Below are 25,398 nucleotides of genomic sequence, written 5' to 3' on the forward strand. Positions count from 1 at the left end.
CGTTTTATGCAGAGATCACATGCCTAGGGTCGTGGGCTATGAGCTCAGGAACGTTCTTGCGGACCGCGGCCGCCGGCCTCGTCGCCGCTGCCGGTCTCGCTGTCGCCGCCGCCCCCGCGTCGGCGCACCCCAACCCCAAACCTCCGAAACCCCCGGTGACGGTCCCCGTCCGCCTTGTCGCCATCAACGACTTCCACGGCAACCTGGAGCCCCCCACCGGTTCCGGCGGCGCCATCGTGAACGAGGCCGGGACGTCGGTCCCCGCCGGTGGCGCGGCCTACCTGGCGACGCACCTGAAGTCGCTGGTCAACAAGGACACCGCCGTCGTGGCGGCCGGTGACCTGATCGGCGCCACGCCGCTGATCTCGGCCGCGTTCCACGACGAGCCCACCGTCGAACTGCTCGGCAAGCTCGGCCTGGACGTCTCCTCGGTCGGCAACCACGAGTTCGACGAAGGCATCACCGAGCTCAAGCGCATCCAGAACGGCGGCTGCCACCCGGTCGACGGCTGTTCCCCGGCCGGCCGCTGGAAGGGTGCCAAGTACGAGTACCTCGGCGCCAACGTCCTGAAGGAGAGCAATGGCCGGTACGCGCTGCCGCCGGTCGCCATCAAGAAGGTCAACGGCGTGAAGGTCGGCTTCATCGGCCTGGTCACCCAGACCACCCCGACCATCGTGACCGCCGCCGGCATCGAGGGCCTGAACTTCGCCGAGGAGGTCGAGTCCGGCAACCGCGCGGCCAAGCTGCTGCGTCAGGCCGGTGTGAAGGCCATCGTCGCGCTGGTGCACGAGGGCGACGCGGTCACGCCGAACCAGAGCCCGGACGCCTGCCCGGTCACCCCCGCCGCCGGCACCCGCATCGCGCAGGGCCTCAGCCCGGACGTGGACCTGGTCGTCATGGGCCACTCCCACCAGGCCTACATCTGCAAGACGCAGGACCCGGCGGGCCAGGACCGCTACTACACGCAGGGTTCGTCGTTCGGCCGGGTGCTGACCAGCATCGACTTCCAGGTGGACAAGAAGACCGGTGAGGTCGTCCGCTCGTCGGTGGTCCCGGACAACCACGTCGTCACGCGGGACGTGACGCCGGACGCGGCGACCGCGACGTTCGTGCAGACCTGGAAGGACCGGGTCGCGACGGTCGCGAACAAGCCCATCGGCAGCATCACGGCCGACATCACCAGGACCGCGGGCCCCTCAGGTGAGACGCCGCTCGGCGACCTGATCGCCGACGCGCAGCTCGAGGCCACCAAGACCGGTGGCGGTGCCGAGATCGCGCTGATGAACCCCGGTGGCGTGCGTGCCGACCTGACGTTCCCGCAGAGCGGTTCCGAAGGCAACGGCGTGGTGACGTACGGCGAGGCGTTCACCGTGCAGCCGTTCAACAACCTCATGCAGGTCGTCACGCTGACCGGCGCGCGGCTCGACGCGCTGCTCGAGCAGCAGTGGCAGAGCGGCGGCACCATCACCCGCATCCTGCAGCCGTCGGCGTCGCTGACCTACACGATGAACCTCTCGCAGCCGATCGGCTCGCGGATCTCGGACATCAAGATCAACGGCACGCCGGTCACCGACACGCAGCAGATCAGGGTCGCCGCCAACAACTTCCTCGTCGGCGGCGGCGACGGGTTCAGCGTCTTCCGCGAAGGCACCGGCCTGTGGAGCGGCCCGCTGGACATCGACGCGCTGGTCGACTACCTCGGCGCGCACTCGCCGATCGCACCGCCGGCGACGGGCCGCATCACCCTGGCGGGCTAGGAACGGCTCCCGGGCCCGTACTCCCCCCGGGGGGACGGGCCCGCGACGCCGTCGGATCATCGCGATGTGCCGGGTCGTCCGCCGTGGACGATCCGGCATGTCACGTTCCTAGCGGTGGACGGGTGCGGGCTCACGGTCGTCGAGCTGCTCGCCGCCGCGGTCCGGCACGAAGCGGTAGCCGACGTTGCGCACGGTGCCGATCAGCGACTCGTACTCGGCCCCCAGCTTGGCGCGCAGGCGCCGCACGTGGACGTCCACGGTGCGGGTGCCGCCGAAGTAGTCGTACCCCCAGACCTCCTGCAGCAGCTGAGCGCGGGTGAAGACCCGGCCGGGGTGCTGCGCGAGGTACTTGAGCAGTTCGAACTCCTTGAACGTCAGGTCGAGGGCTCGATTGCGCAGCCTGGCCGTGTAGGTGGCCTCGTCGATCGACAGATCGCCGCTGCGGATCTCGTCCGGGACCTCTTCGTTCGCGGAGATGGACATGCGTCCGACGGCGAGACGCAGGCGCGCCTCGACCTCCGCCGGACCCGCCGTGTCGAGGAGAACGTCGTCGGCTCCCCACTCGGCGGTCATGGCGGCGAGGCCGCCTTCGGTGACGATCACCATCAGTGGACAGTCGATGCCGGTGGTGCGCAGGAGGCGGCACAGGCTCTTGGCGTGTACGAGCTCCCTCCTCGCGTCCACCAGCACGGCGTCCGCCGGCGGTGCGTCGATCAGGGCGGACGCCTCGGCCGGCGCCACGCGGACCGAGTGAAGGAGCAGCCCTAGGGCGGGCAGGACCTCAGCAGAGGGCTCCAATGCGTTGGTGAGCAGCAGCAGGTTACTCACAGCACCTCCTCATCCAGAGGCTGATCGGGGAGTGAGTGGACACGGCATCGCTCACTCACCGCATCCGCCTCCTCCCCGCGTTGTGACGGCAGAGCCGTACAAAACACGTAAAGGACCCGGGGGCTTCATCGCCCAGGTCCCGTCAGTACGTGAGAATAGCCCACGGGAAAGAGGCGTCCAGAGCCAGGTCACCGGTGAACGACGTCTCACGGTGGAAATACGCGGGAAATACGCGTAACCGGAGGCTTGCCGTGTGTCATCGACGTACTGTGGGGGCCGTCCGGTGTCCGCGCAGGCAAGGGCGGGTGAAGATGGCGAAGGGCACGGTGCGCTACTGGGCCGCGGCCAAGGCGGCCGCCGGGGTGGCCGAGGAGCCGTTCGAGGCCGATACGCTGGCCGACCTGGTGGTTAAAATCACACTAAAATATGAGAATCCGGATTTGGAGCGCGTCCTCGGCCGGTCGTCCTTCCTCGTGGACGGCGACCCCGCGGGCATCCGGGACTTGAGCACGGTCGCGCTCAAGGACGGCGCGGTCGTGGAGGTCCTGCCGCCCTTCGCCGGCGGGTAGCGTTTCGCGACCCGGCCGCGGGGGAGTGAGCCGGGACCGGGCAGGTGGATCCCCCGAAGGAGTCGGATGCGCAAGTTCCTGGTCTTCCTCATCCTGCTGGCCGTCGTGCTCGCCGTGCTCGACCGCGTCGCCGTCAGCGGAGTGCAGCGTGAGATCGCTCGCCAGGTCGCCGCCAAGTACGACCTGCCGAGCGAGCCGCAGATCGAGGTGCGTGGCATCCCCTTCCTCACCCAGGCGGTCGCCGGCCGGTACGAAGAGATCAGCGTCAAGATCGGCCGCATGTCCGTGCCGGGTGGCGCCAAGATCACCCGCATCGACGCCACGCTGTACGGCGTGCGTGCCCCCCTCATGGACCTCATCCAGAGCCCCGAGACCGCCGACATCCGCGCCGACCGCGTCACCGGCCTGGTCGTGATCCCCAAGGAGACGCTCGACGCGCGCGCACCCCGCGGCCTGAAGGTCACCGGAGGCGGCGACGATTCCCTCAACGTCACCGGCAAGTTCCTCCTCGCCGGCCAAGAGATCCCGATCAACGCCAAGATGAAGATCGAGGTCGTCAAAGGCGGCATCCGCCTCACCCCCGAGAACGTCAACGGCGTCCAGATCCCCGACGCCGCGCGCCTGCTCAGCTTCAACGTCCCCATCAAGGACCTCCCCCTCAGCCTGAAGATCGAGAGCGTGCGCAGCACCTCCGAAGGACTCGCCGTCGAGGGGACCGCCACGGACGTGCCGCTACGTGCCTGAACCGGATGGCCCCGGGATCCGTCATGAGGATGTGACCCCCGCCGGAACAGCCGACGAGCAGCTGATCAGGACACTTTTCGACGAGCACGCGGGGTCGCTCTACGGTTACGTGTTGCGACTGACCGGGGACCCGGGCAAGGCGGAGGACGTGGTGCAGGAGACGCTGCTGCGAGCGTGGAAGCATCCGGACATGCTGGAAGGCCGTCCGGTCCGCGCCTGGCTGTTCACCGTCGCACGCAACCTCGTGGTCGACCACCACCGGGCCCGCAGGTCGCGTCCACCGGAGACCGGCGACGAGGCGCTCGCGGTGATCCCCGCCGACGACGAGCTCGACCGCGCCGTCGAGTCATGGGCCATCGCCGACGCCATCGCGGCCCTGCGGCCCGAGCACCGCGAGGTGCTCGTCGAGACCTACTACCGCGGACGATCGGTGAAGGAGGCGGCCGAGATCCTCGGCATCCCGGCGGGCACCGTCAAATCACGCTCCTACTACGCCTTGCGTGCGCTCAAGCTCGCCTTGGAGGAACGGGGGCTGGCGCCATGACGTGCGAGGAGGTACGGATGTCGCTCGGCGCGCACATTCTCGGCGCGCTGGAGCCGCAGGAGGCCGTCCTGGTGGAGGCCCACCTCGCGACCTGCGCGGACTGCCGGGCCGAGCTGGAGGAACTCGGCGGCCTGACCGCCATGCTCGCCAAGGTCGAGGAGCAGGACATCGAGCAGGTGGGACGGCCGCCGCAGGCCGTGCTCGACCGCCTGATCGCCACGTCGGTACGCCGGCGCCGGCTCAACCGCGCTGTGCTCGGCCTCGCCGCGTCCCTGGTCGTGGCCGCGCTCGGCGGCGCCGCCTTCGTCGGCCTCACCGGTGACGGGCCCGGTTCCGACGCCGCCGGCGCGCCGGCCGCGCTGTCCCAGGCGACGCCGGCCCCGAGCGCCGAGGCGTACGGCAGCGCGCGCGACTCCGCCGAGCAGCCGATGCTCGCCACAGGGGAGCCGGTTCCCGGTTCGCCGCCACCGGAGGCGGCGACCACCGCCGAGTCGCCGGAACTGCGCAAGAACGCCGCGCGCACGCTGACCGGCGAACAGGACGGCGTACGCGCCGACCTCACCCTCACCTCGCGCGGCCCCGAAGGCACCGCGATCGTGGTCCGGCTGTCCGGCGTGCCGGACGGCACGTCCTGTCGCGTCACCGCGGTCGGCCTCGACGGCACCAGGGCCCCCGCCGGGGGCTGGACCGCCGACAAGGCCGACTACCACGGCGGCACCGCGACGTTCACCGGCCAGACGGAACTGACGGCGGAAAGCATCGAAGGATTCGACATCAGCACCTCGACGGGCCGCCGGTTGCTGTGGCTACCCTTGCGGTCGTAGCGCCGCCGGTCCGCGGCGCGCGGTGAGGGGCCTTTGCGATGGAGACCGTGTCGGCGGCCGACCTCGGCGCGGAACTCGGTGAACGCGCCACGCTCGTGCATTTCTCCACGGCGTTCTGCCAGCCGTGCCGTGCGACCAGGCGTGTGCTGACGGAGGTCGCCGATCTCGTCCCCGGCGTGCGGCACGTGGAGGTGGACGCCGAGTCGCGGCTCGACCTCGTCAGGCGGCTCGGCGTGGAAAGCACGCCGACGGTGTTCGTGCTGGACGCGGCAGGAAAAGTGACGAAGAGAGCGGCCGGTCTGCCACGCAAAGTTGACGTGATCGCCGTGCTCGGCCGCACTTTATCTCAGGGGACGGACGCGACGTGACAGATTCCGAGACCGGAGGTACTGTCATGGCTATGACATCCTCGACAGGGCTGACGAAGCGGCGGGCGGTAGATTTCTGCCGCGTCGCCACCGCGCTCTGTCGCATTGCCTGAGGGCGATCCGTCGCGGCTTTCACGCCGCCACCGATCTGAAGAGTGCCCGTTCCCATCGGCACGACCCCTTCAGGAGCATCCAGTCATGCAGGTTGACCCCGCAGGCCCGCGCCACGGCGCGGACGTGTCCTGCCCTCGGGCCGGCGGCCTGCTCGCCACGTTCCTGAACCGCGCCGCGACCGCACCGTCCGGCGTCACGACGTACCTGATCACACCGCCGATAACCCGATAAACGGGAGGTTCCCCAATGAGCCGCTCCGCCGTCCTGGTGGATGCCGAGTGGGTCGAGGCCAACCTCGACACCCCTGGCGTCGTGCTCGTCGAAGTCGACGAGGACGCCAGCGCCTACGACAAGGGCCACATCCGTGGCGCCGTGAAGATCGACTGGAGGCAGGACCTGCAGGACCCGGTCCGCCGTGACTTCGTGGACCGCGAGGGTTTCCAGGCCCTCCTCTCGGCTCGGGGCATCTCGAACGACGACACCGTGGTGCTGTACGGCGGCAACAACAACTGGTTCGCGTCCTACGCCTACTGGTACTTCAAGCTGTACGGCCACGACAACGTGCGCCTGCTCGACGGCGGCCGCAAGAAGTGGGAGCTCGACTCCCGCGAGCTGGTGACCGAGGTTCCCTCGCGTCCCGCCACGCAGTACACCGCCAAGGAGCAGGACCTGTCGCTGCGCGCGTTCCGCGACGACGCCGTCAACGCCATCGGCAAGCTCAACCTCGTCGACGTCCGCTCTCCCGACGAGTTCACCGGCAAGCTCCTCGCGCCGGCCCACCTGCCGCAGGAGCAGGCGCAGCGCGCCGGCCACATCCCGACCGCGCGCAACATCCCGTGGTCCAAGGCGGCCAACGACGACGGCACCTTCCGCTCCGACGACGAACTGCGCGCGCTGTACACCGAGGCCGGCGTCGACTTCGGCAAGGACACCATCGCCTACTGCCGCATCGGTGAGCGCTCCGCGCACACCTGGTTCGTCCTGCACGAGATCCTCGACCAGGCCAATGTCAAGAACTACGACGGTTCGTGGACCGAATACGGCTCGCTGGTAGGCGTGCCGATCGAGCTAGGGGAGGCCCGATGAGCACCACCCAAGGCTGCGCCGCACCGGAGCAGACCGTCGCACTGCCGGCCGGCATCGACCTGGCCACCCAGGCCGTGATCCAGGGTGTCGTCACCGGCGCCAAGACGGCCTACGCACGCCTGCTCGACCACTCCGGTGAGTTCACCGGCGAGGTCGTCGTCTCCGACGAGGGCATCTTCCGCTTCTTCGCCGCTCCTGGGTCGTGGACCGTCCGCATCATCGCGGGTGGCGGCAAGACCAAGGACATCCCGGTGGAGGCCCGCCTCGGCGAGGTCTCCCAGCTCCAGGTCGCCGTCTGACCTGATCACGCGAACGCCGGAACGGCCGGTGTCCCCGATGCGGGGGCACCGGCCGTCACTTTTCCCGGCCAGGGCTTCTGATGCTGCTGCGGCTGTTGTGACGGCGTCGATAGGATGCACCGGATGTCCGAAATCCGCACCCCCTCTGTCTGGGCCCTGCCGTGGCACACCTTGCGGCTCGCCGGCCGCTGCGTCCTGCCGCTCGTCATGTGGTTCTCGGCGGGGGAGCTGGCACGGTTCGGGCTGATGGTCGGCGGCACCGAACTGTCCCACGGGTCGATGCGCGACCTGCGGCTGGTGCTCACCATGCTGGTGTTCCTGGTCATGGTGCTGATCGGTCTCATCGTGTCCGTCGGCATGTTCATGTCGCTGCGCGGCGCGCTGTACGAGACACAGGCGCGGCGTGCCGAAGGCGAGGAGCACGAGAGCTTCGTCGCGGGGGTCGCGCGGACCATCGTGCCGTTCACGGCGCTGTACCTGAGCTGGGGATGGCACCTCGACGACGTCCGCGACTTCCTCAACACCGACATCGAGCGGCAGAGCGGCGAGAAGGGGTACCTCGGCGCCTGGTCGGACTTCTTCACCGGAGCGAGCCAGGGGACGGCCACAGGGCTCACCGATCTGAACCTCAACATCGCGCTGGCCATCACATTCGTCGCCTTCGCCGCGCGGTTCCCGCTCACCTTGCTGTTCGAGAAGCGTGGCGGCCGGATGCTCGCTCTCACCATCGCGTTCTGCGAACTCGCCTTCTTCTACTACGGCGTCAACGTGTTGTTCTCGCGCAGCACCTGGCTGGACACCCGGGTCGGCGTGCACTGGTGGAACGGCTTCCTGGCGGACCTGTCGGCGAACATCCCCGGCTGGCAGGCGTTCTGGTCGTTCGTCGGCGAGATCTGGCCGCAGGTGTGGGACGCGGTGATCCTGCCGGGTGCGTGGCTGACCGTGGCCATCCTCGTGTACGGCGCCTACGCCGAGGACGCCGCCTCCGTGGTCAAGGGCACCCGGTTGGAAGGCGGGATGACCGAGGCGCAGCGGGCCTTCGAACGAAGCAGCCACTCGATGACCCGGCGTACGCTGACCCGGTTCTTCGGCCGGTGGACCCACTGGGTGGCGCTCGCGAACACGTTCCGGCTGACGGTACGCGGCGGTGCGCCCCTGTTCGGCCTGTTCGCCGTGTGCTTCGCCGCGATCCAGATCGGCGAGGGGTACGCCGTGCGCGGCCTGCAGTACCTCGTGAACGGGGACTTCCCGATCTTCTACTGGAACGTCCTCGGCGTGCCGATCAACTTCGCGGTGGACCTGGTGGTGGCGGTGCTGACGACGTGCCTGCTCGCCGCGACGTTCGACGTGGCCGCCGGGGCCGAGCGGCGGCGCGCGCGGGCCGCCGCGGTCAGCGATCGAAGTGCAGAGCCTTCCCTGTCCGGCCCAGCGCCTGGCGCTCGTTCTGCCACAGTTCCAGCTCCACCTGGCCCGCCAGTTCCTTTGGGACCGCGGCCACGAGGGTGAACCTGCCGGGGATCCCCTGCAGCAGTTCCTCGGGGGCCTTCCACACCTGAGCCAGCCACGACCGGCCACGGGTGTCGGTCACCACGGCACCAGGTGGTGTCGTCGTGTAGAACCTGCCCTCCTCGTTGAGCGCCGTGGCCTCCAGGTCGATCTGGATCACCAGACGGTCGGGGGTGTCAGGTGACTGCTCGGGGAACTGGGAGAAGCCGATCAGCTTCCACTCGGCGTTCTCCAGGCTCGCCGTCATGCCGTGGGCCACGTACCGCACCTCGGTCCTCGGCACCCGGCTCTCGTAGCGGTGCAGAGCGTCGTACGCCTGGACGGCGAGCAGCGCGGCACTCAGCCCGACCGCGCCGAACAGACGCAGGCCGAAGCGCGCCACCGGGGGCATGGGCCTGCGTTTGCGCCGGCCGGCCGGACGGTCCTCGGCGGCCGGCCGCGCGGGCTCCGAGGCCTGTTGCGGCGGTGGCGGCCACAACGGCGGCGGCATCTGCGGTACGTCGGCCGGCGGCGACCACGCGGGGCCGGACGGCGTGTCCTGGACCTTCGGGATGGGGAGCGTCGAGCTGCTGCGGGAGTCCGGCGGCGGCCAGACGCGGGTGTCGGGACGAGGCAGCCGTGGCCCCGGCGTGAACCACGACGGCTCACCCGCCGGCGGCTGGAACACGCCGGTGTCGTCCTGGTCGCGGTTCCTGCGCATCAGCCGCTCACCTCGTACACGTCCTTGGCGGCGCCGACCGCCTGCTTGGCGGCGGCCCCGTCGAGACCGGTGTCGAACGCCGCCTCCGACAGGAACTGGTCGCCGAACAGGGGACTGATCTCCTCCGACACGACGACCTTGGCGCCGGCGACCGCGTCCGGCGGCACCTCGAAGAAGTACAGACCCGAGCGCCACCAGCCGGGCTGCACCCATTTGGTGTTCATCGCCGCGGTGTCGGACACCCGCTCCGTCGGGTCGAACCGCCTGCCGTCCGCCGTGAACAGCCGCGCGTGCAACTGCACGGGGTGCTTCGGCGCGGTGGCCCCGACCTTGGCGATCAGGAAGATCTGGCCGGTCGGCGCGTCCTCGCCGCCGTACCGCTTGTTGACCCGCACCGTGCGCGCGAACTCGACCCGCTCCAGCCGCGCGGAGAACCGCGGCATGGACAGCTCGTCGTGCATGCCGCCGGACGCGGTGATCGGCTCGTTGAGCCGTTCCGGGGCCAGGCGCAGCGGCTGCATCGCGACGGCCGCCGCGACCAGGGCCAGCCCGGTGACGGCGCGGAGCGCGGTGAGCCACCCCATCACGCGGCCTCCGACCGGACCGGCATGTCGACCTCGGCGATGATCAGTGGTTCGTCGGGGTGCGAGCCCTCCTCGGCCGCGTCCTGCACGCTCGGCGGCTTGGGTGCCATGACCCTGATCCACTCGTGGGTCTGGCTGAAGAACGTCTCCCGCCATTCGTACGTGGCGGCGGCGATCCGTACGGACTTCGGCGCGGGTTCGTTCTCCCTGAGCTCGAACACGATGATCACCTTGGCCGGGACGCCGGGGTGCAGCTGGCTGTAGGCGTGTCCCGGTGCCGAGACGACGTACCGCGGGCCGAGGCCCTGCGACGGGTCCTTCGGCTTGATGGCCTTGCCGTCCGCGAGCACGGTGGGGAGCGCGGTGTCCATCGTGTACGAGGAGATGGTGCGGTCGGACTGGTTGGTGACGTCGAGGACGATCTCCAGGTACCGCTTGTCGGAGACGCCGATGCCGTCGTGTCCTCCCGCGCGCACCACGGCGTCCAGGAACTTCGTCCGCATCCGTCCTTGGTCCACCTCGGCACCCCTGCCGAGCGACTCAGGCTCCGAAGGCGGGGCCTGGTGGAAGCCGCCGAGGAACGCGCCGGCCGCCAGCACCCCCGCCACGAGGACGGCCAGGATGGGCAGCAGCACCATCCGCCGGGCCCGGCGGCCGCGTGCGGCTGGAGAAGTCATGGGACAGGATGCTAGTGACTCTTCACATCCGCCGCATTCGTCCCACCGTTCTCCCGAGGTGACCCCCGTCGTCCCGCCCCTGTCAGGAAATCGGTCCGAATGGCGAGAACCGTGCCCGAATGAGGGGAGCACCTCTTACGCTTGCACAGTCGGAGAGGGGACACGGCGGTGCGAGCCGGGCCTCGCTTCAGCAGGCGCGACCATCGAACAGGTGGAGGTCCGGTGGCGGAAGGGCACCCAGACCATGCGCAGCTCCAGGCTGATCGCATCTACCTTGGCTGGCAGTATGCCCTGATGTACCCCGATCCGGGGCCGCCGCCGAAGCGGCCGTCGCCGAGTGAGGTGGCCGAGGAGCCGGGGGCCGCGGTCGATCCGGCGTGGATCCGCAGGGAGCGGTTCCAGAAGGATCTGCTCAACCGGCCGGTGAAGACCCTCGGGGTCCTCATGGCGCTGCTCAGCGTGCTGATCCTGGTGCTCGGGTTCACCGAGGTGCTCGGGTGGTCGTTCGCGCTGATCGGGCTGGTGGTCACCGGTGGGGTGGCGCTGGCCTGCGGGTACGCGGTCGGGCAGGGGGAGCGTGCGCTGCGGTCGCGCATCAGGGAGCAGGAGGCGCGGGCCGAGCGGCGGCGCGAGTCGCGCGAGCGGAAGCTGTTCGACGCGCAGGAGGACCACGCCGAGCGGTACCGCGAGTGGGCCGCCAAGAAGGAGCAGTACGACAAACAGCTCAACTGGTACGCCGTGGCGATCCCCGACGAGATCGACCGCATCGACGTCGCCGGCGGCACGCTGCCGGGGTGGTCGGCGCTGATCACGCTGCTCGGGGCCACGCGGCTGTACAGCGGGGGGCATCTCACGGTGCTCGACCTGTCCGAGGGGGCCATCGCCAAGGACCTCATCGAGCTGGCCCGCCGGGGTGGCGACGACCCGCTGGTGTGGGTGCTGCCGGTGGACCTGCCGCGGCTGGACCTCGGGGCCACGCTGCCGCCTGAGGCGTTCGCCGACGTGCTGGCGCATGTCGTGAGCGTCAGCGAGGAGCACCGCACCACGCGGGACCTGAGCTTCGACAACGCGATCCTGGAGCGGGTGCTCGAAGTGCTCGGCGACAACGCCAGGATCAACCAGGTGACCGCGGCGCTGCGCGCGCTCGCGCAGGTGGGGGACCCGCGGGACGACCTGCGGTCGGGCCTGCTGACCGCCACGCAGCTCGAACGCATCGGCACGCTGTTCGGCCGCGGCGTCACCGACCGCGTCGTCATCGAGCGGGCCTGGGCCCTTGAGTCGCAGCTCCGCAAGCTGGAGGCCCTCGGGTCCGAGGCCGTGCGGCTGCCGCCGGCGCGGCTGCGCGTCGTGTCCATGGACCGGCAGGCCGGGGTGTTCGGCAACCGCGTGCTCGGCACGTACGTCGCCACGGCGCTCACCCACGTGCTGCGCCAGTCACCGGCCTCCGACCGGCCGTGGTACCACACCATCATCGTGGCCGGCGCGGACAAGCTGCGCGGCGACGTGCTCGACCGGCTCATGGACGCCTGCGAGACCTCGCAGACGGGCCTCGTGCTGACGTACCGCTCGCTCACGCCGACCGTGCGCGAGCGGCTTGGCCGGGGCCATGCCGCTGTGGCGTTCATGCGGCTCGGCAACGCCGAGGACGCGCGGGTGGCGAGCGAGCACATGGGGACCGAGCACCGCCTTGAGCTGGCCCAGCTCACCGAGACCATCAGCCCCACCGTGGACGGCCTCAACGGCACCTACATCTCGACCGTGCGCGACGGCGCCGCGTCCGAGGAGCCGGAGAGCGAGGACAAGGCCGGGGAAGGCGGGCTGCGTGAAGGCATCACCGAGTCCACCGAGTGGGGACGAAGCGCCACCAAGGCCATGGGGGAGGAGCGGGTGCTGCACCGCAGCCGCGAGTTCCTCGTGGAGCCGCACCAGCTCCAGCAACTGCCGACCACGTCCGTCATCGTCACCCACGCCACCGCCGAGGGCCGCCAGGTGCGGCTCGCCGACGCCAACCCGGCCATCCTCACGTTCCCCAAGACCACTTTGGGAGAGTTCGAGGAGGTACGCCGGGTCATGCTCACCCCTGGCACGCCGGACGACGAGTCCGCCGAGGACCCGTTCCCGCCGAACCTCGGTCCGCCGCCGGAGCGGCTGGACTGGAGGAGAACGCATTGAACAGGTAATCCCCTGGCAAACGTCCATGGCGTAAGGCAGGTGGGCTTGATATGCAGGCAAGCGTGTCATCAGCAGCGTCCAGCGCGCCGATCCCGCTGAGCGGTCCGTGGTACCGCATCCAGGCGATCACGGCCCCCTCGCGCACCTCCTCGGCCGAATGGGACTTCGTCACGGTCCTCCCCGCCGTCCTGTCCGCGGCCCAGCGCAACCGGCCGTTCGTCATCGGCTGGCTGTCGCGGGGCTCCGGCGCGCCACTCGAACTCATCACCAACGCCGGGCCGCTCACCCCGCCGCGTCCGCCGCGCCGCGCGGCCGGCGGCGCGGTGGAGGAGCCGCCGCAGGGGCCGCAGCCGCTGCTGTTCCCCGGCGGCGCGCGCGGCGTGCGCGTCGGCGACGACTGGCTCGACGACCTCACCGACCTGACCTGGACGCTCTGTCCGGGACGGCAGGCGCCGCCGCTCACCGGCCGCAGGGAGCCGGGGCCCGACGACCTGCTGCGGCCCACGCTGTTCGAGTCGACCCTGGTGACGCTGATGTCGCGGCCGTTCGCGTGGCTCGTGGTCGCCGAGCCGACCAACCTGCTCGACGAGGAGGTCGCCTACCTGCGCACCCAGCTCAACGTGCTGCGGCAGTACGGCGACGCCTCCGAGCGCAGCCGGTACGACGCCGAGCGGGCCGAGCGGCGCATGCAGGAGCTCGACGCGTTCCGTGAGGCGGGGCTGTGGAACGTCCGCGTGCTCGCCGGGGCCGCCGGGCCGGACGAACTACGGCAGATCGCTCCTGTGCTGGTCGGTTCGGTGGAGATGAGCCACCACCCGTACCGGCTGCGCAGCGGGTTGTCCCTGCCGATACTCGCCGGGTTCGGCAGGCCCGGCGTGGTGGAGCCGGTGTACGGCTTCCCCGAGGTGCTCGCCGTCACCCTGCAGGACCAGGCCGACGCCATGGGGCAGCCGTTCGCCGCGACCACCGGCACGCCGTTCGTGACCGCGGGCGCGCCGTTCGCGGCCACCGCCGGTGCGCTCGCGGCCCTCGCCGGGCTGCCACGCCGCGAGGTGCCGGGGGTGCGGGTGCTCGACGCCGGGTTCTTCGACGTGACGAGCGAGGCCGACGTGCGCAGCACCGGGGAGCCGCTGCTCGACCTCGGGGCCATCATCGACGGACAGGACCGCGCCGTCGGGTCGTTCCGCGTACCGCTCGCCACGCTCAACCGGCACGCGTTCGTCACCGGCGCCACCGGGTCAGGCAAGTCGCAGACCGTGCGCCACCTGCTGGAGCAGCTCACCGAGGCCGGCATCCCGTGGCTCGCCATCGAGCCCGCCAAGTCCGAGTACGCCGCGATGGCGGGCCGCGTGGCGCACCTGGCGCCGCTCACCGTGATCAACCCGTCGGCGCCTGGCGACGTGCCGTTCAGCGTCAACCCGCTGGCCCCCGAGCCCGGCTACCCGGTGCAGGCCCACATCGACATGGTGCGCGCGCTGTTCATGGCGGCGTTCGACGCCGAGGAGCCGTTTCCGCAGATCATGTCGCTGGCGCTCCAGCGGGTGTACGAGGCCAACGGCTGGGACGTCGTCACCGGCGGCGGCATCCCCGGCGCGCCGGTGCGGCCCGCCGTGCCGACCCTTGAGCAGTTACAGGCGCACGCGCTGGAGGTCATCCAGGAGATCGGGTACGGCAACGAGGTGCAGGCCGACGTCGAGGGCTTCATCTCGCTGCGGCTGCGCAGCCTGCGGGTCGGCTCCGCCGGCCGGTTCTTCGAAGGCGGCCACCCCGCCGACATCGGCGGCCTGCTGCGGCGCAACGTCGTGCTCGCCATCGAGGACGTCGCCAACGACGAGGACAAGGCGTTCCTCATGGGGACGCTCATCATCCGCATCGTGGAGCACCTGCGCATGCGGGCCAGGCAGGAGAAGACCGGCGGCCTGCGGCACGTCATCGTCATCGAGGAGGCGCACCGCCTGCTGCGCGACCGGGGCTCACAGAGGGCCAGCACACACGCCGTCGAGCTGCTCGCCGGCATGCTCGCCGAGATCCGCGCGTACGGCGAAGGCATCGTGGTGGCCGAGCAGATCCCCACCAAGCTCATCGCGGACGTCGTGAAGAACACCGCCTTGAAGGTCGTGCACCGGCTGCCGGCCGAGGACGACCGGCGGCTGGTCGGCGCCGCGATCAACCTCAGCGAGGAGCAGTCCCGCCAGGTCGTGTCGCTGCAACCCGGCACCGCCGCCGTGTTCGCCGACGGCATGGACCGGCCGCTGCGCATCCAGGTGCCGCTCGGCGAAGGCCGCGAACGCACCGTCCCCGGACCCATCCCGCCGATCGTCGGCCGCCGTTCCACCGCGTGCGGCCACGAATGCACCACAGGCACCGCCTGCACGCTCGTCGAGCTGCGCGAGGCCGACCTGCTGGCCGACGCACCCGAATGGGCCTGGCTGCGCATCTGGACCGACACGCTCGTGCTGGCGTTCTGCGTCAACCGGCCACTGCCAGGAGTGCCCCGCGTGCTCGCCGGCATCTGGGACGAGCTGCCGGCCCGGCGCCGCGAATGCCTGCTCGCCACCCTGGTGGAACGTGCCGTGGCACGCCGAGCGTGGTCGCTGCGCACCACGTACGACCCCGGGCTGCTCACGGTGAAGGCCGCCGAAGTGGCGGCGGCGCTGCTGCCCCCCGGGTTCTCCGGCGCCGGCGGCCTCACGGCGGGGGACCGGCCCGGCCCGTCCTGGGTCATCCCGCAGATCCGCTGGCTGCACGAAGTGGACCGGCTCTTCCCGTACGGCCACCCACCCGACCGGCACGGCCCCGCACCCGCCATGGAGTACCCGCTGTTCGGCGCCGACGCCACCGGACGGCCGTACCCGCACCTGGGGCTCAACGGCGCGTCCGTCGACACCGCCACCCGCACCGAGCTGCTCGGCCACCGGGCCAAGGCGCTGCGGCACCACCCGCTGTCCATGGAGATGGAACGCAACCGCGTGCTCGCCTGGCGCGTGCTGCTCGGCGACGACGAACACGACGGCATCGAGCGGGACTTCGCGACCGTCGCCGTCGGCGTCGAGCCGCGTGAGCGGGTGCGGCACATCGCGCAGACCATGGCCGCCGGGTGGCTGGAGACCGTGCTGAGCTGGCCGGGCCGGTTCGTCCACCCCTTCGACGGCGACGAGGAGAGCCAGCCCGAGCTTTCGTTCCTGGAATAGCGATTGGCGGCTCGTTAGGCGTTCTTCGCGCCACCCCCACTAGGATCTCGGGCATGACCCAGCTTCCGCTGCGGGCTCAGCTCGCGAGTGCCCTCGGGCGTACGGCGGCCACGCTATCCCGGGTCACCGGGCGTGGCGACGGATCGGTCATCGGGGGGCGGGTCGGGCTCATCCTTGAGCCTGACCTTCTGCGCAAACTGGCCGCGGACCGCAAGCTTGTGCTGGTCAGCGCCACCAACGGCAAGACGACCACCACCCGGTTGATCACCTCCGAGCTCCAGGAGCTCGGCGAGGTCGCCACCAACGCCTTCGGCGCCAACATGCCGGCGGGCCACGTGTCCGCGTTGTCGCAGGCCAAGCAGGCCCCGATCGCCGTGCTCGAAGTCGACGAGAAATACCTCCCCGAGGTCATCGACACCACCAAGGCCGGGGTCGTGTGCCTGATGAACCTCAGCCGCGACCAGATGGACCGCGCCGCCGAGATCTGGCTGCTCGCGCAGAAATGGCGCCGCGCGCTCGCCGGCCGCGACACCCACGTCATCGCCAACTGCGACGACCCGCTCGTCACCTGGGGTGCGAGCACCGCCACCCAGGTCACGTGGGTCTCCTGCGGCCAGCCGTGGAAAGAGGACTCCTGGTGCTGCCCCGAGTGCGGCGGCCCCCTCGACCGCAAGGGTGACGACTGGGCCTGCCGCGAATGCACGTTCCGCCGGCCCGAGCCGGCCTGGCGCCTCGACGACGACGCCGTGATCGACCCGGCCGGGCAGCGCTGGGTGCTCGACCTCCAGCTCCCCGGCCGCGCCAACCGCGCCAACGCCGCCATCGCGCTCGCCACCGCCGAGGTGTTCGGCCTGACCGTCGAACGCGCGCTGCCTCGCCTGCGCGACGTGCGGTCCGTCGCCGGCCGGTACACCACCGTGGAGCGGGACGGCCGGGTGTTGCGGCTGCTGCTGGCCAAGAACCCCGCGGGGTGGCTGGAGGCGTTCGAGGTCGCCGACCCCGCGCTGCCGATCATCCTGTCGGTCAACGCGCAGGGCCCCGACGGCCGCGACACCTCCTGGCTCTGGGACGTCGACTACCGCGTGCTCAGCGGCCGGCCGGTGTACGTCACCGGTGAACGCCGCCTCGACCTCGCGCTCCGGCTCGACGTCGCCGGAGTCGCGTTCGAGCTCTGCGACACCTTCGACGACGCGGTACGGCGCCAAGGGCCGGGCCGGGTCGATGTGATCGCCAACTACACCGCCTTCCAGCACATTCGAGCGGAGTTCGGCCGTGCCGTCTGACAGCGCACTGCGCATCGTGTGGATCTACCCTGACCTGCTGAGCACCTACGGCGACCAGGGCAACGTCCTCATCCTCGAACAGCGGGCCCGCAAACGCGGCATCCCCGTCGAGACCATCTACGTCCGCTCCGCCGACCCCGTCCCCGACTCCGGCGACATCTACCTCATCGGCGGCGGCGAGGACCGTCCCCAGATCCTCGCCGCGGAACGCCTGCGCCGCGACAACGGCCTGTCCCGCGCCATCGACAACGGCGCGTCCCTGCTCGCCGTCTGCGCCGGCTACCAGATCATGGGAACCGTCTTCGGCGGCGAAGAAGGCCAGCCCGTGGCCGGCATCGGCCTGCTCGACATAGAAAGCCGCCGCGGCCCCTCCCGCGCCGTAGGCGAACTCGCCGCCGAGGTCGACACCGGCCTGGGCGGCCACATGCTCACCGGCTTCGAGAACCACATGGGTGTCACCCGCCTCGGCTCCGCCGTCCGCCCCCTCTCCCGCACCGTGGTAGGCACCGGCAACGGCGACGGCACCGAAGGCTGCCACACCGGCAAAATAGTAGGCACCTACCTCCACGGCCCCGCCCTGGCCCGCAACCCCTGGCTGGCCGACGTCTTCCTGGGCTGGGCCACCGGCCCCCTGCTCCCCATAGACGACACCTGGTACGACCGCCTGAGAAAAGAACGCCTGACCACCGTCCTCCCCACCTGACCCACCCCACCCCGCGGCGCAACCCCCACCCACGCCAACCCTCACCCACGCCAACCCCCACCCGCGCCAAGTCTCACCCGCGCCAAGTCTCACCCGCGCCAAGTCTCACCCGCGCCAAGTCTCACCCGCGCCAAGTCTCACCCGCGCCAAGTCTCACCCGCGCCAAGTCTCACCCGCGCCAAGTCTCACCCGCGCCAAGTCTCACCCGCGCCAAGTCTCACCCGCGCCAACCCCCACCCGCGCCAACCCCCACCCGCGCCAAGTCTCGCCCCGCTCACGTCCCCCGCTCGCCGCTACGGGTCTCCTCACCCGGCGCCGACGCGGCGGGACGTGGTACGGCGAATACGGCGCCGTCCCACGGCGGCCGGCCGGTCAATGGGGACGTTCAGCGGATCAGAACCGCATTCCAACTACCTCCACGCGCGTAAGTCCCACCCACGCCACGTACCCCCGCGCGGCGTGACCCCCCACCATCACGGCCCCTCGTCCCGGCGCCGACGCGGCGGGACGTGGTACGGCGAATACGGCGCCGTCCCACGGCGGCCGGCCGGTCAATGGGGACGTTCAGCGGATCAGAACCGCATTCCAACTACCTCCACGCGCGTAAGTCCCACCCACGCCACGTACCCCCGCGCGGCGTGACCCCCCACCATCACGGCCCCTCGTCCCGGCGCCGACGCGGCGGGACGTGGTACGGCGAATACGGCGCCGTCCCACGCCGGTCGGCCGGTCAATGGGGACGTTCAGCGGATCAGAACCGCATTCCAACTACCTCCACGCGCGTAAGTCCCACCCACGCCACGTACCCCCGCGCGGCGTGACCCCCCACCATCACGGCCCCTCGTCCCGGCGCCGACGCGGCGGGACGTGGTACGGCGAATCCGGCGCCGTCCCACGCCGGTCGGCCGGTCAGGGGGGACAGTCAGTAGACCAGAGCCTGGACGCCTTCGCCGAGTGCCTCCTCCACGAACGTCGGAGCCCCGGCGATGCGTACCCCGTCGATCACGTCGTCCGGCCCGATCCCCCGGCGCGCCGCGCACTGCGTGCAGACGGTGACCTTGCCGTTGGCGAGCACGATGTCCAGCAGGTCGGCCAGCGGCGTGGCCTCCGGCAGGGTGAACTCCTTCGCGCGGTCAGGCAGGCCGTACCACGCCGACTCGCCGGTCAGCCACAGGGACACCGGTACACCGCTCGCCAGTGCCGCCGCGGCGACTGTGAACGCCTGGTTGCACCGCTCAGGAGCGTCCATCCCGGCCGTCACCTTTATCACCATTGATCGCGCCATGATCCCAGCCTATTAGCCGGTGTCGGGCCTCCACCAGGGCCGTTCCCCTGTTCCGGCGCACCTGCGCGGCCCTCTAGGCTCTGTATACATGGATGCCCCAGAACTGCACCCCGCCCTGGAGCCGATCGCCTTCCTGCTCGGCAGGTGGGAAGGGGCCGGCGTAGGCGGCTACCCGTCGATAGAGAGCTTCCGCTACGGCCAGGAGATCGTCTTCGACCACAACGGCAAGCCGTTCCTGACCTACGAGAGCCGCACCTGGCTCCTCGACGACGACGGCAACATGGTGAGGCCCCTGGCCAGGGAGACCGGCTACTGGCGAGCCCAGCCCGACCGCCAGCTCGAAGTGGTCCTGGCCCACCCCACCGGCATCGTCGAGATCTACATCGGCGAGGTGGCCTTCCACAAGATCGAGCTGCGGACCGACGTGGTGGCCCGCACCGGCACCGCGAAGGAATACACCGCAGGCCACCGCCTCTACGGCCTCGTCAACGGCAACCTCATGTACGCCTACGACATGGCCGCAGAAGGCCACCCCCTGACGTCCCACCTCTCCGCCGACCTCAAGAAGGTCTCCTGACCCGGAGAATCCGCCGGCCCCGCAAGGCCGCCGACCTGGAGAAAAGGAAAAACCCCGGGCGCGCTCCACCTCCACGAAGGAGGCGGGCCGGCTGGACCATGGAAGAAGTCCCACGACTTCCCCCGCCGGCTGCCCGGGGTTCCGGTGTCTGCCTTGGATTACGCCGGACGCCACCCGCACCCCACAAGGAGGCAGGCCGTCTGGACGGAAGGTCCTGACTCAGGCGATGTCCTAGCGGACAGCCACCTCGCTAGTCCAATAATGACTAACCATTGTTCGGACCACCTCCTTTCTGCGTGCCTAGTACGCTATGCGACCCCCGGATCAAAGGCAAACAATTAACCCCACCCCCACTGACCTGCACGTCCACCGCCCCCAGTCCTCTCACAGACAGTCCCCGAGCACACCGTCATGACGCGCACACCGTCATGACGCGCACACCGTCATGACGCGTACGTCACCAAGAGTGCGTCCATGTCGAGGCTGGACGCACTCGCCGCTCCGGCGAAGAGAGGCCGCGCTCCCTGTCATGGCCCTCGCTCCGCTCGGACAGTGCTTGTCGGGGCTCCCGCCCCAAACCCCAAGGCAGGGGCTTCGCCCCCGCACCCCCACTCGGCACTGCCGCGGACACTGGCAGCTATCTCCCGTCAGGCCACGCTTCAGAACTCATATCCGGACCTCGAACCACACCGTGCGACCCGCATCGTGCTGTCCCCACCCCCACGACGAGGACAGCTCATGTACCATCCACAGTCCACGACCACCCTCGCTGAGCAGACTCGGCCGCTCCCGAACCTGTGGCATGGTCTCGGATGAGCCTTCGTCGGTCACTTCGACGCGAACCGTCTCGCCGTCGTCGTACACACGCAGGGTGACGACGCCGCCGTTCCGGCGTCCGGAGCCGGAATGCCTGACCGCGTTGGTGAAAACCTCGCTGACGAGCAACTCGATGTCCTCTACGGATCGCCTTCCGATTCGGCGCAGAGTGGAGCGTACGTAGGCACGAGCCACCTCGACCGAGCTGTCCAGGCCTGGAAGATCGACCTTGCCCACAAGTTCTGTCACGGCTCATACCCCGTGATCTTCAGAGCGAGCGACATCCCGGTACTCCAAACCGATCTGCGATCACCGTACTTCTGTGATCGCTTGGTCTTATCCAACCTCCTTGGATCACTCGGACTGCGTGACTGAAATGTTCTTTTCAGGTCTATAGCGTGTTTGGTGTGGATCGAGGGATCGCTGTGCTCGCGGCCTCGACCTTTCATATGCTGCGCCATGCATCGACCATCCCGTGGACAGCGCGGTATTTCTCAAGAATTGCACGCCGACGGACGCCGTCCCGTGGGACGCTGGACGTATCAGGAATCGGTTCCGGAATAGTTGGATTGGCAGTGGCGTGGATGCTCGCGAGGCGACAGCCAAGTTCGGTGCCGAACTCCGGTACCACCGGCGACGTGCCGGCCTTTCCCAGGAGGCCCTGGCCGCGCGACTCCGCATCAGCCAGGGGCAGATCTCCAAGCTGGAACTTGCCTTACGGAAGCCGCCGCGAGACCTCTGCGGAGCCTTGGACCGTGTCCTGGCCCAGCAGGGCCACTTCATCGACCTGCACGACCGGTTGTTCGAGCCCAGACGCGGGGCGGACGAGTGGTTCCTGTCGTACCTCGATCTGGAACCCAGAGCTTCGGTCATCAGGTCGTGGGATCTCGCTCTGGTTCCTGGACTTTTCCAGACAGAGGAGTACGCACGGCTCATCTTCACCGGCGGTCTGGTCAAACGACACGAGATCGAAGATCGGGTCAATGCGAGACTCGCCCGGCAGGAGATTCTGGAGCGAGAGGACTGTCCGGAGGTCTACGCACTGATCGACGAGGGGGTTCTCTACCGTCCGATCGGCGGGCCGGCGGTGATGCTGGGCCAGTTGAAGCGGCTCGTGGAGGCGAATCGGCATCCGGCGGTGTGTCTGCAGGTCGTCCCATACGGAGCACAGACCACGACCGGATTGACAAGCGGCTTCGTCATGGTCCAACTCCCTGATGGGACTGCGTACGTATCCGTGGAATCCGCTGGAGCGAGCACACTCAGCAGTGACCATGAGTTGATCCAGCAGTCCGTCGCCAGGCTCGATAGGCTACGGACAGAAGCCTTGAACCGTATACAGTCCACAAATTTAATCGAAGAAGGTATAAAATGATGGAGTTGACGTTCCGTAAGTCCTCGTACTCCGGTGAAGGCGGCCAGTGCGTCGAGATCGCCGACTTGATTTCCAACGTGGTGGTCCGCGACAGCAAAGTGCCTGACGGTCCGACGCTCGTATTTCCCAGAGACGAGTTCGTCGCATTCCTGCGCGGGCTCAAGGTATCCGTGCATGGCTGAGGCCCCGTGTGACCATCAGCGCTCAGCGGTTTCGGCTGGGCCAGGGTCGATGTAACGGCGTGCCGGAGGGCTTGCTTACGTCGTGGAGCGGTGTTCGGGGTGTGGGGAACCGTAGACTCGGGGCATGGCCGGGACTTGGCACGAGGAGTTACGTTCGCGGGGGTATCGGGTCACGCCGCAGCGGCAGCTTGTGCTGGAGGCGGTGACGAAGCTGGGGCATGCCACGCCGGAGGACATCTGCGGTGAGGTGCAGGAGACGGCGCGTGGGGTCAACATCTCCACGGTGTACCGGACGCTGGAGTTGCTCGAAGAGCTGGGGATGGTGACGCATACTCATCTCGGGCACGGAGCGCCGACGTACCACCTGGCCAGTGAGGCCGATCATGTTCATCTGGTGTGCCGGAACTGCGAGAAGGTCACCGAGATACGGCCCGATGTCGTGCAGGGGCTGGTGGACACGCTGGACCGTGAGTTCGGGTTCGTGACGGACGTGCACCATCTCACGATCTTCGGACAGTGCCGCGACTGTAAGTCCTGACGAGAGGCCGGGGTCGGCCACAGGCATTCAGGGCTGTGGATGACGGTCCCGGCGCGGTCCGCGGCGCAATAGCCTTGTGGGTATGCGAAGCCCTCTGCTGGACACTCCTGGCGCGGTCGCCGCGGACGCTCCCGATCAGGCCGTGGCGGCGCACTACGGTGAGCCGTACGCCGAGCAGCGTGCGCTCGCGGCGGGTGCGGCGCTGGTCGACCGGAGCGGTCGTGAGGTCGTGCGGATCACGGGGCCTGATCGGCTCAAGTGGCTCAACGATCTCAGTTCCCAGAAGCTCGACACGATGGGGCCTGGCACGCCGACGCAGACGTTGCTGCTCGATCCGCAGGGGAGGGTGGAGCATCACCTGAGCCTTGTGGACGACGGCGGGTCGGTGTGGGCTCATGTCGAGCCGGGTACGGCGGGGCCGCTGGTCGCGTTCCTGGAGAAGATGCGGTTCATGTTGCGGGTCGAGGTGACCGACATGACGGCTTCGTACGCGGTGGTGACGGTCGGCGCGCCTGGTTCCGGGGTGCCTGCGACCCTGCCGGACGGGGTGATCGCGGTCGGGGAGGATCTGCTGGTGCCGCGTGAGCGGCTGGCCGGGTTGCCTGGGGAGCTCGGGCTGGGGCTCGCGGGTCTTTGGGCCTATGAGGCGTTGCGGATCGAGGCGCATCTGCCGCGGCTGGGGTTCGACACCGATCACAAGACGATCCCGCATGAGGTCGGGTGGATCGGCGCCGCGGTGCACCTCACGAAGGGGTGTTACCGGGGTCAGGAGACCGTGGCCCGTGTCCACAACCTCGGCCATCCGCCGCGCAGGCTGGTCTTCCTGCACCTCGACGGCAGTGCCGACACTCTGCCTCCCCACGGCGCGCCGGTGACCCTCGGTGTGAGCACGCCGGTGGAGGCCGACCCGGAGGCCGCCGTCGACGGCACCGCCGAGCCCGGCCAGATCGGTTTCGTCGGCTCGTCGGCCCGTCACCACGAACTCGGCCCCATCGCGCTGGCCGTGGTGAAACGCACCGTCCCGGTCGACATCGACCTGCTCGCCGGCGGCGTCGCCGCGTCCCAAGAGGTCATCGTCCCCCCGGACGCCGGCCGCAACGTCAAGATCGACCCCAATCTCCGCCGCCGCATCCGCTGACCGGTCCCCTGGGTGGTCAGACTTCGACGATCAAGGTGATGGGGCCGTCGTTCACCAGGTGGACCTTCATGTCGGCGCCGAAGAGACCCGTTTCCACGTGGGCTCCGAGGGTGCGTAGTTCCGTGATCAGGGTTTCGATCAGGGGTTCGGCGATCGGGCCGGGGGCGGCGGACTGCCAGGTGGGGCGGCGGCCTTTGCGGGTGTCGCCGTAGAGGGTGAACTGGCTGACGACCAGGAGGGGGGCGGCGGTGTCGGAGCAGGACTTCTCGCCGTCGAGGATGCGGAGGCCCCAGAGTTTGGTGGCGAGTTTTCTCGCCTCGGCGGGGGTGTCGGTGTGGGTGACGCCGGCGAGGACCAGGAGGCCGGGGGTGTCGATGGCGCCTACGGTCCGGCCGTCGACGATCACTGAGGCGGACGTCACTCTTTGCACCACGGCACGCATGGTCAATCATTCTTGCATCGTCCGCAGGTGGGTGGAGGTCCGGACGCGCTGAACGCGGCGCTTCGGGCATCCGTAAACTCGTGCGGCGAAGGGAGATGACGTGTCTGCTGATCCGCTCATCGTGGAAGTCGTCCGGTCCGGGTTCGTCGAGTCGGTTCACCAGGCCTGGGTGTTCGCTGTGGACGCCGGGGGGTCGCCGGTCGCGGTACGGGGGGACGTGACGGCGGCGGCCTCGCCGCGGTCGTCGATGAAGCCTCTGCAGGCGCTCGGCATGCTGCGGGCCGGGCTTGAGCTGGACGGCGAGTCGCTGGCACTGGCGTGTGCCAGTCACGCGGGGGAGGAGTTCCACGTCCAGGGGGTTTCCAAGATCCTCATCGGGGCCGGTCTGGACGAGGACGCGTTGCGTTGCCCGGAGGACCTTCCCGGGGACACCGGAGCGGCGCACCGCGTGCTGCGCGCCGGCGGTGGACCGGCACGGATCACCATGAACTGTTCCGGCAAGCATGCGGCGATGCTCGCCACCTGTGTGGTGAACGGGTGGCCGCTGGACGACTACCGTTTCCCCGGTCATCCGCTGCAACGTGCCATCCGCGGCACCATCGAGGAGCTGACCGGTGAGCGGGTGGCGGCCACCGGGGTGGACGGCTGCGGTGCGCCTTTGTACTTCGCCTCGATGACGGGGGTGACCCGCGCGTTCCGCACGATGGTCCTGGCGGCGCCAGGCACCCCGGAGCGTCGTATCGCGGACGCCATGCGGGCCCACCCGGAGTGGACGTCCGGCACCGCACGACCCGAGGCCGCGCTGATGCGCGCCGTTCCCGGGCTGATGCTCAAGGCGGGGGCCGAGGCCTTCGACGCGTTCGCGTTCGAGGACGGCCGCGCCGCCACGGTGAAGATCGTGGACGGGGGACAGCGCGCCAGAGTGCCTGCCACCGTCGCCGCTTTGCGCGCGCTCGGCCTGGACTCCCCGGAACTGGCGCCGCTGGCCACCCCGCCGCAGTACGGCGGCGGGTTGCCGGTGGGGGAGGTCCGCGTGCGCGGCCACCTGTGACGGCCGAGAGCTGAGGCTCGCCTGCGCGGCCAGTTGTGATGGCCG

Annotated in this window: 28 protein-coding genes; 21 read left to right on the forward strand and 7 right to left on the reverse strand. The window is 69.7% G+C overall.

Annotated elements, in window-relative coordinates:
- Positions 1 to 38: 38 nt before the first annotated feature.
- A complete protein-coding gene (locus BJ992_RS05555; protein ID WP_184978856.1) occupies positions 39 to 1,757 on the forward strand; it encodes a bifunctional metallophosphatase/5'-nucleotidase in 1,719 nt (572 codons plus the stop codon).
- A 108-nt stretch (positions 1,758 to 1,865) separates the two neighbouring features.
- Here BJ992_RS05555 and BJ992_RS05560 read toward each other — a convergent pair whose 3' ends face one another.
- Positions 1,866 to 2,585 carry a winged helix-turn-helix domain-containing protein gene (locus BJ992_RS05560; RefSeq protein ID WP_184978857.1) on the reverse strand — a complete coding sequence of 240 codons (720 nt, stop codon included), beginning with the start codon at positions 2,583 to 2,585 and terminating at the stop codon, positions 1,866 to 1,868.
- 311 nt (positions 2,586 to 2,896) lie between these two features.
- On the opposite strand from BJ992_RS05560, the gene BJ992_RS05565 reads away from it, so the two are divergent.
- From BJ992_RS05565 to BJ992_RS05605, 10 genes are all read left to right on the forward strand, one after another.
- Positions 2,897 to 3,154, forward strand: a complete 258-nt coding sequence (locus tag BJ992_RS05565; RefSeq protein ID WP_184987628.1) for a MoaD/ThiS family protein — start codon at positions 2,897 to 2,899, stop codon at positions 3,152 to 3,154.
- 66 nt (positions 3,155 to 3,220) lie between these two features.
- Entirely contained in the window at positions 3,221 to 3,898 is a 678-nt protein-coding gene (locus tag BJ992_RS05570; RefSeq protein ID WP_184978858.1) for an LmeA family phospholipid-binding protein, read from the forward strand.
- Between the two features lie 31 nt (positions 3,899 to 3,929).
- On the forward strand, positions 3,930 to 4,442 hold the full coding sequence (locus tag BJ992_RS05575; protein WP_184978859.1) for a sigma-70 family RNA polymerase sigma factor: 513 nt from the start codon (positions 3,930 to 3,932) through the stop codon (positions 4,440 to 4,442).
- Positions 4,439 to 5,266, forward strand: a complete 828-nt coding sequence (locus BJ992_RS05580; RefSeq protein ID WP_184978860.1) for a zf-HC2 domain-containing protein — start codon at positions 4,439 to 4,441, stop codon at positions 5,264 to 5,266. Before BJ992_RS05575 ends, BJ992_RS05580 begins: the two co-directional genes overlap by 4 nt.
- A 38-nt stretch (positions 5,267 to 5,304) precedes the next feature.
- Positions 5,305 to 5,634 (forward strand): TlpA family protein disulfide reductase, encoded by a 330-nt coding sequence (locus BJ992_RS05585; RefSeq protein WP_184978861.1) that lies wholly within the window; start codon positions 5,305 to 5,307, stop codon positions 5,632 to 5,634.
- Positions 5,635 to 5,666: 32 nt separating this feature from the next.
- Positions 5,667 to 5,747, forward strand: a complete 81-nt coding sequence (locus BJ992_RS34510; RefSeq protein WP_425503722.1) for an Ms5788A family Cys-rich leader peptide — start codon at positions 5,667 to 5,669, stop codon at positions 5,745 to 5,747.
- Between the two features lie 85 nt (positions 5,748 to 5,832).
- Positions 5,833 to 5,979 carry a hypothetical protein gene (locus BJ992_RS05590; RefSeq protein WP_184978862.1) on the forward strand — a complete coding sequence of 49 codons (147 nt, stop codon included), beginning with the start codon at positions 5,833 to 5,835 and terminating at the stop codon, positions 5,977 to 5,979.
- Between the two features lie 15 nt (positions 5,980 to 5,994).
- Positions 5,995 to 6,834 carry a sulfurtransferase gene (locus BJ992_RS05595; RefSeq protein WP_184978863.1) on the forward strand — a complete coding sequence of 280 codons (840 nt, stop codon included), beginning with the start codon at positions 5,995 to 5,997 and terminating at the stop codon, positions 6,832 to 6,834.
- Entirely contained in the window at positions 6,831 to 7,133 is a 303-nt protein-coding gene (locus BJ992_RS05600) for a DUF1416 domain-containing protein (protein WP_184978864.1), read from the forward strand. Before BJ992_RS05595 ends, BJ992_RS05600 begins: the two co-directional genes overlap by 4 nt.
- A 123-nt stretch (positions 7,134 to 7,256) precedes the next feature.
- Positions 7,257 to 8,639, forward strand: a complete 1,383-nt coding sequence (locus BJ992_RS05605; RefSeq protein ID WP_184978865.1) for a hypothetical protein — start codon at positions 7,257 to 7,259, stop codon at positions 8,637 to 8,639.
- On the opposite strand, the gene BJ992_RS05610 is transcribed toward BJ992_RS05605, so the two are convergent.
- From BJ992_RS05610 to BJ992_RS05620, 3 genes are read right to left on the reverse strand one after another with little or no spacing between them, the layout of a single operon-like run.
- On the reverse strand, positions 8,524 to 9,339 hold the full coding sequence (locus BJ992_RS05610) for a hypothetical protein (RefSeq protein ID WP_184978866.1): 816 nt from the start codon (positions 9,337 to 9,339) through the stop codon (positions 8,524 to 8,526). The two genes, BJ992_RS05605 and BJ992_RS05610, sit on opposite strands and share 116 nt — an antisense overlap.
- Positions 9,339 to 9,923 carry a hypothetical protein gene (locus BJ992_RS05615; RefSeq protein WP_184978867.1) on the reverse strand — a complete coding sequence of 195 codons (585 nt, stop codon included), beginning with the start codon at positions 9,921 to 9,923 and terminating at the stop codon, positions 9,339 to 9,341. Before BJ992_RS05615 ends, BJ992_RS05610 begins: the two co-directional genes overlap by 1 nt.
- Positions 9,923 to 10,600, reverse strand: coding sequence for a hypothetical protein (locus tag BJ992_RS05620; protein ID WP_184978868.1), 678 nt, complete (start codon positions 10,598 to 10,600; stop codon positions 9,923 to 9,925). The genes BJ992_RS05615 and BJ992_RS05620 overlap by 1 nt, the downstream gene beginning before the upstream one ends.
- A 294-nt stretch (positions 10,601 to 10,894) precedes the next feature.
- Here BJ992_RS05620 and BJ992_RS05625 point away from each other — a divergent pair, with 294 nt between their 5' ends.
- From BJ992_RS05625 to BJ992_RS05640, 4 genes are all read left to right on the forward strand, one after another.
- Positions 10,895 to 12,772, forward strand: coding sequence for a hypothetical protein (locus BJ992_RS05625; RefSeq protein ID WP_246496529.1), 1,878 nt, complete (start codon positions 10,895 to 10,897; stop codon positions 12,770 to 12,772).
- A 62-nt stretch (positions 12,773 to 12,834) separates the two neighbouring features.
- The gene (locus tag BJ992_RS05630; RefSeq protein ID WP_343072507.1) at positions 12,835 to 15,963 is read left to right on the forward strand and encodes a helicase HerA-like domain-containing protein; all 3,129 of its coding nucleotides are present in this window, start codon (positions 12,835 to 12,837) and stop codon (positions 15,961 to 15,963) included.
- A 53-nt stretch (positions 15,964 to 16,016) separates the two neighbouring features.
- A complete protein-coding gene (locus tag BJ992_RS05635) occupies positions 16,017 to 17,246 on the forward strand; it encodes a MurT ligase domain-containing protein (RefSeq protein WP_184978871.1) in 1,230 nt (409 codons plus the stop codon).
- On the forward strand, positions 17,236 to 17,949 hold the full coding sequence (locus BJ992_RS05640; RefSeq protein ID WP_184978872.1) for a glutamine amidotransferase: 714 nt from the start codon (positions 17,236 to 17,238) through the stop codon (positions 17,947 to 17,949). Before BJ992_RS05635 ends, BJ992_RS05640 begins: the two co-directional genes overlap by 11 nt.
- A 922-nt stretch (positions 17,950 to 18,871) precedes the next feature.
- On the opposite strand, the gene BJ992_RS05645 is transcribed toward BJ992_RS05640, so the two are convergent.
- Complete coding sequence (locus BJ992_RS05645; protein ID WP_184978873.1) at positions 18,872 to 19,234, reverse strand: DsrE family protein; 363 nt, start codon at positions 19,232 to 19,234, stop codon at positions 18,872 to 18,874.
- An 88-nt stretch (positions 19,235 to 19,322) separates the two neighbouring features.
- On the opposite strand from BJ992_RS05645, the gene BJ992_RS05650 reads away from it, so the two are divergent.
- Entirely contained in the window at positions 19,323 to 19,811 is a 489-nt protein-coding gene (locus tag BJ992_RS05650; RefSeq protein WP_184978874.1) for a heme-binding beta-barrel domain-containing protein, read from the forward strand.
- 666 nt (positions 19,812 to 20,477) lie between these two features.
- Here BJ992_RS05650 and BJ992_RS05655 read toward each other — a convergent pair.
- Entirely contained in the window at positions 20,478 to 20,876 is a 399-nt protein-coding gene (locus tag BJ992_RS05655; protein WP_184978875.1) for an ATP-binding protein, read from the reverse strand.
- Between the two features lie 226 nt (positions 20,877 to 21,102).
- On the opposite strand from BJ992_RS05655, the gene BJ992_RS34150 reads away from it, so the two are divergent.
- The 4 genes from BJ992_RS34150 to ygfZ all read left to right on the forward strand — a co-directional run bounded on the left by BJ992_RS34150 (position 21,103) and on the right by ygfZ (position 23,860).
- A complete protein-coding gene (locus BJ992_RS34150) occupies positions 21,103 to 22,002 on the forward strand; it encodes a helix-turn-helix domain-containing protein (RefSeq protein ID WP_184978876.1) in 900 nt (299 codons plus the stop codon).
- Positions 21,999 to 22,184, forward strand: a complete 186-nt coding sequence (locus BJ992_RS05665) for a DUF397 domain-containing protein (RefSeq protein WP_184978877.1) — start codon at positions 21,999 to 22,001, stop codon at positions 22,182 to 22,184. The genes BJ992_RS34150 and BJ992_RS05665 overlap by 4 nt, the downstream gene beginning before the upstream one ends.
- 124 nt (positions 22,185 to 22,308) lie before the next feature.
- The gene (locus tag BJ992_RS05670; RefSeq protein WP_184978878.1) at positions 22,309 to 22,722 is read left to right on the forward strand and encodes a Fur family transcriptional regulator; all 414 of its coding nucleotides are present in this window, start codon (positions 22,309 to 22,311) and stop codon (positions 22,720 to 22,722) included.
- Positions 22,723 to 22,804: 82 nt separating this feature from the next.
- Positions 22,805 to 23,860: a CAF17-like 4Fe-4S cluster assembly/insertion protein YgfZ gene (gene ygfZ, locus BJ992_RS05675; RefSeq protein WP_184978879.1), complete on the forward strand. Its 1,056-nt coding sequence runs from the start codon at positions 22,805 to 22,807 to the stop codon at positions 23,858 to 23,860.
- A 16-nt stretch (positions 23,861 to 23,876) separates the two neighbouring features.
- Here the strand turns inward: ygfZ and dtd are convergent, their stop codons facing one another.
- Entirely contained in the window at positions 23,877 to 24,302 is a 426-nt protein-coding gene (dtd, locus tag BJ992_RS05680; protein ID WP_184978880.1) for a D-aminoacyl-tRNA deacylase, read from the reverse strand.
- A gap of 100 nt (positions 24,303 to 24,402) precedes the next feature.
- On the opposite strand from dtd, the gene BJ992_RS05685 reads away from it, so the two are divergent.
- Complete coding sequence (locus BJ992_RS05685) at positions 24,403 to 25,353, forward strand: asparaginase (protein ID WP_184978881.1); 951 nt, start codon at positions 24,403 to 24,405, stop codon at positions 25,351 to 25,353.
- The last annotated feature ends 45 nt before the right edge of the window (positions 25,354 to 25,398 follow it).

This window comes from Sphaerisporangium rubeum (genome assembly GCF_014207705.1).
GTDB classification, from domain to species: domain Bacteria; phylum Actinomycetota; class Actinomycetes; order Streptosporangiales; family Streptosporangiaceae; genus Sphaerisporangium; species Sphaerisporangium rubeum.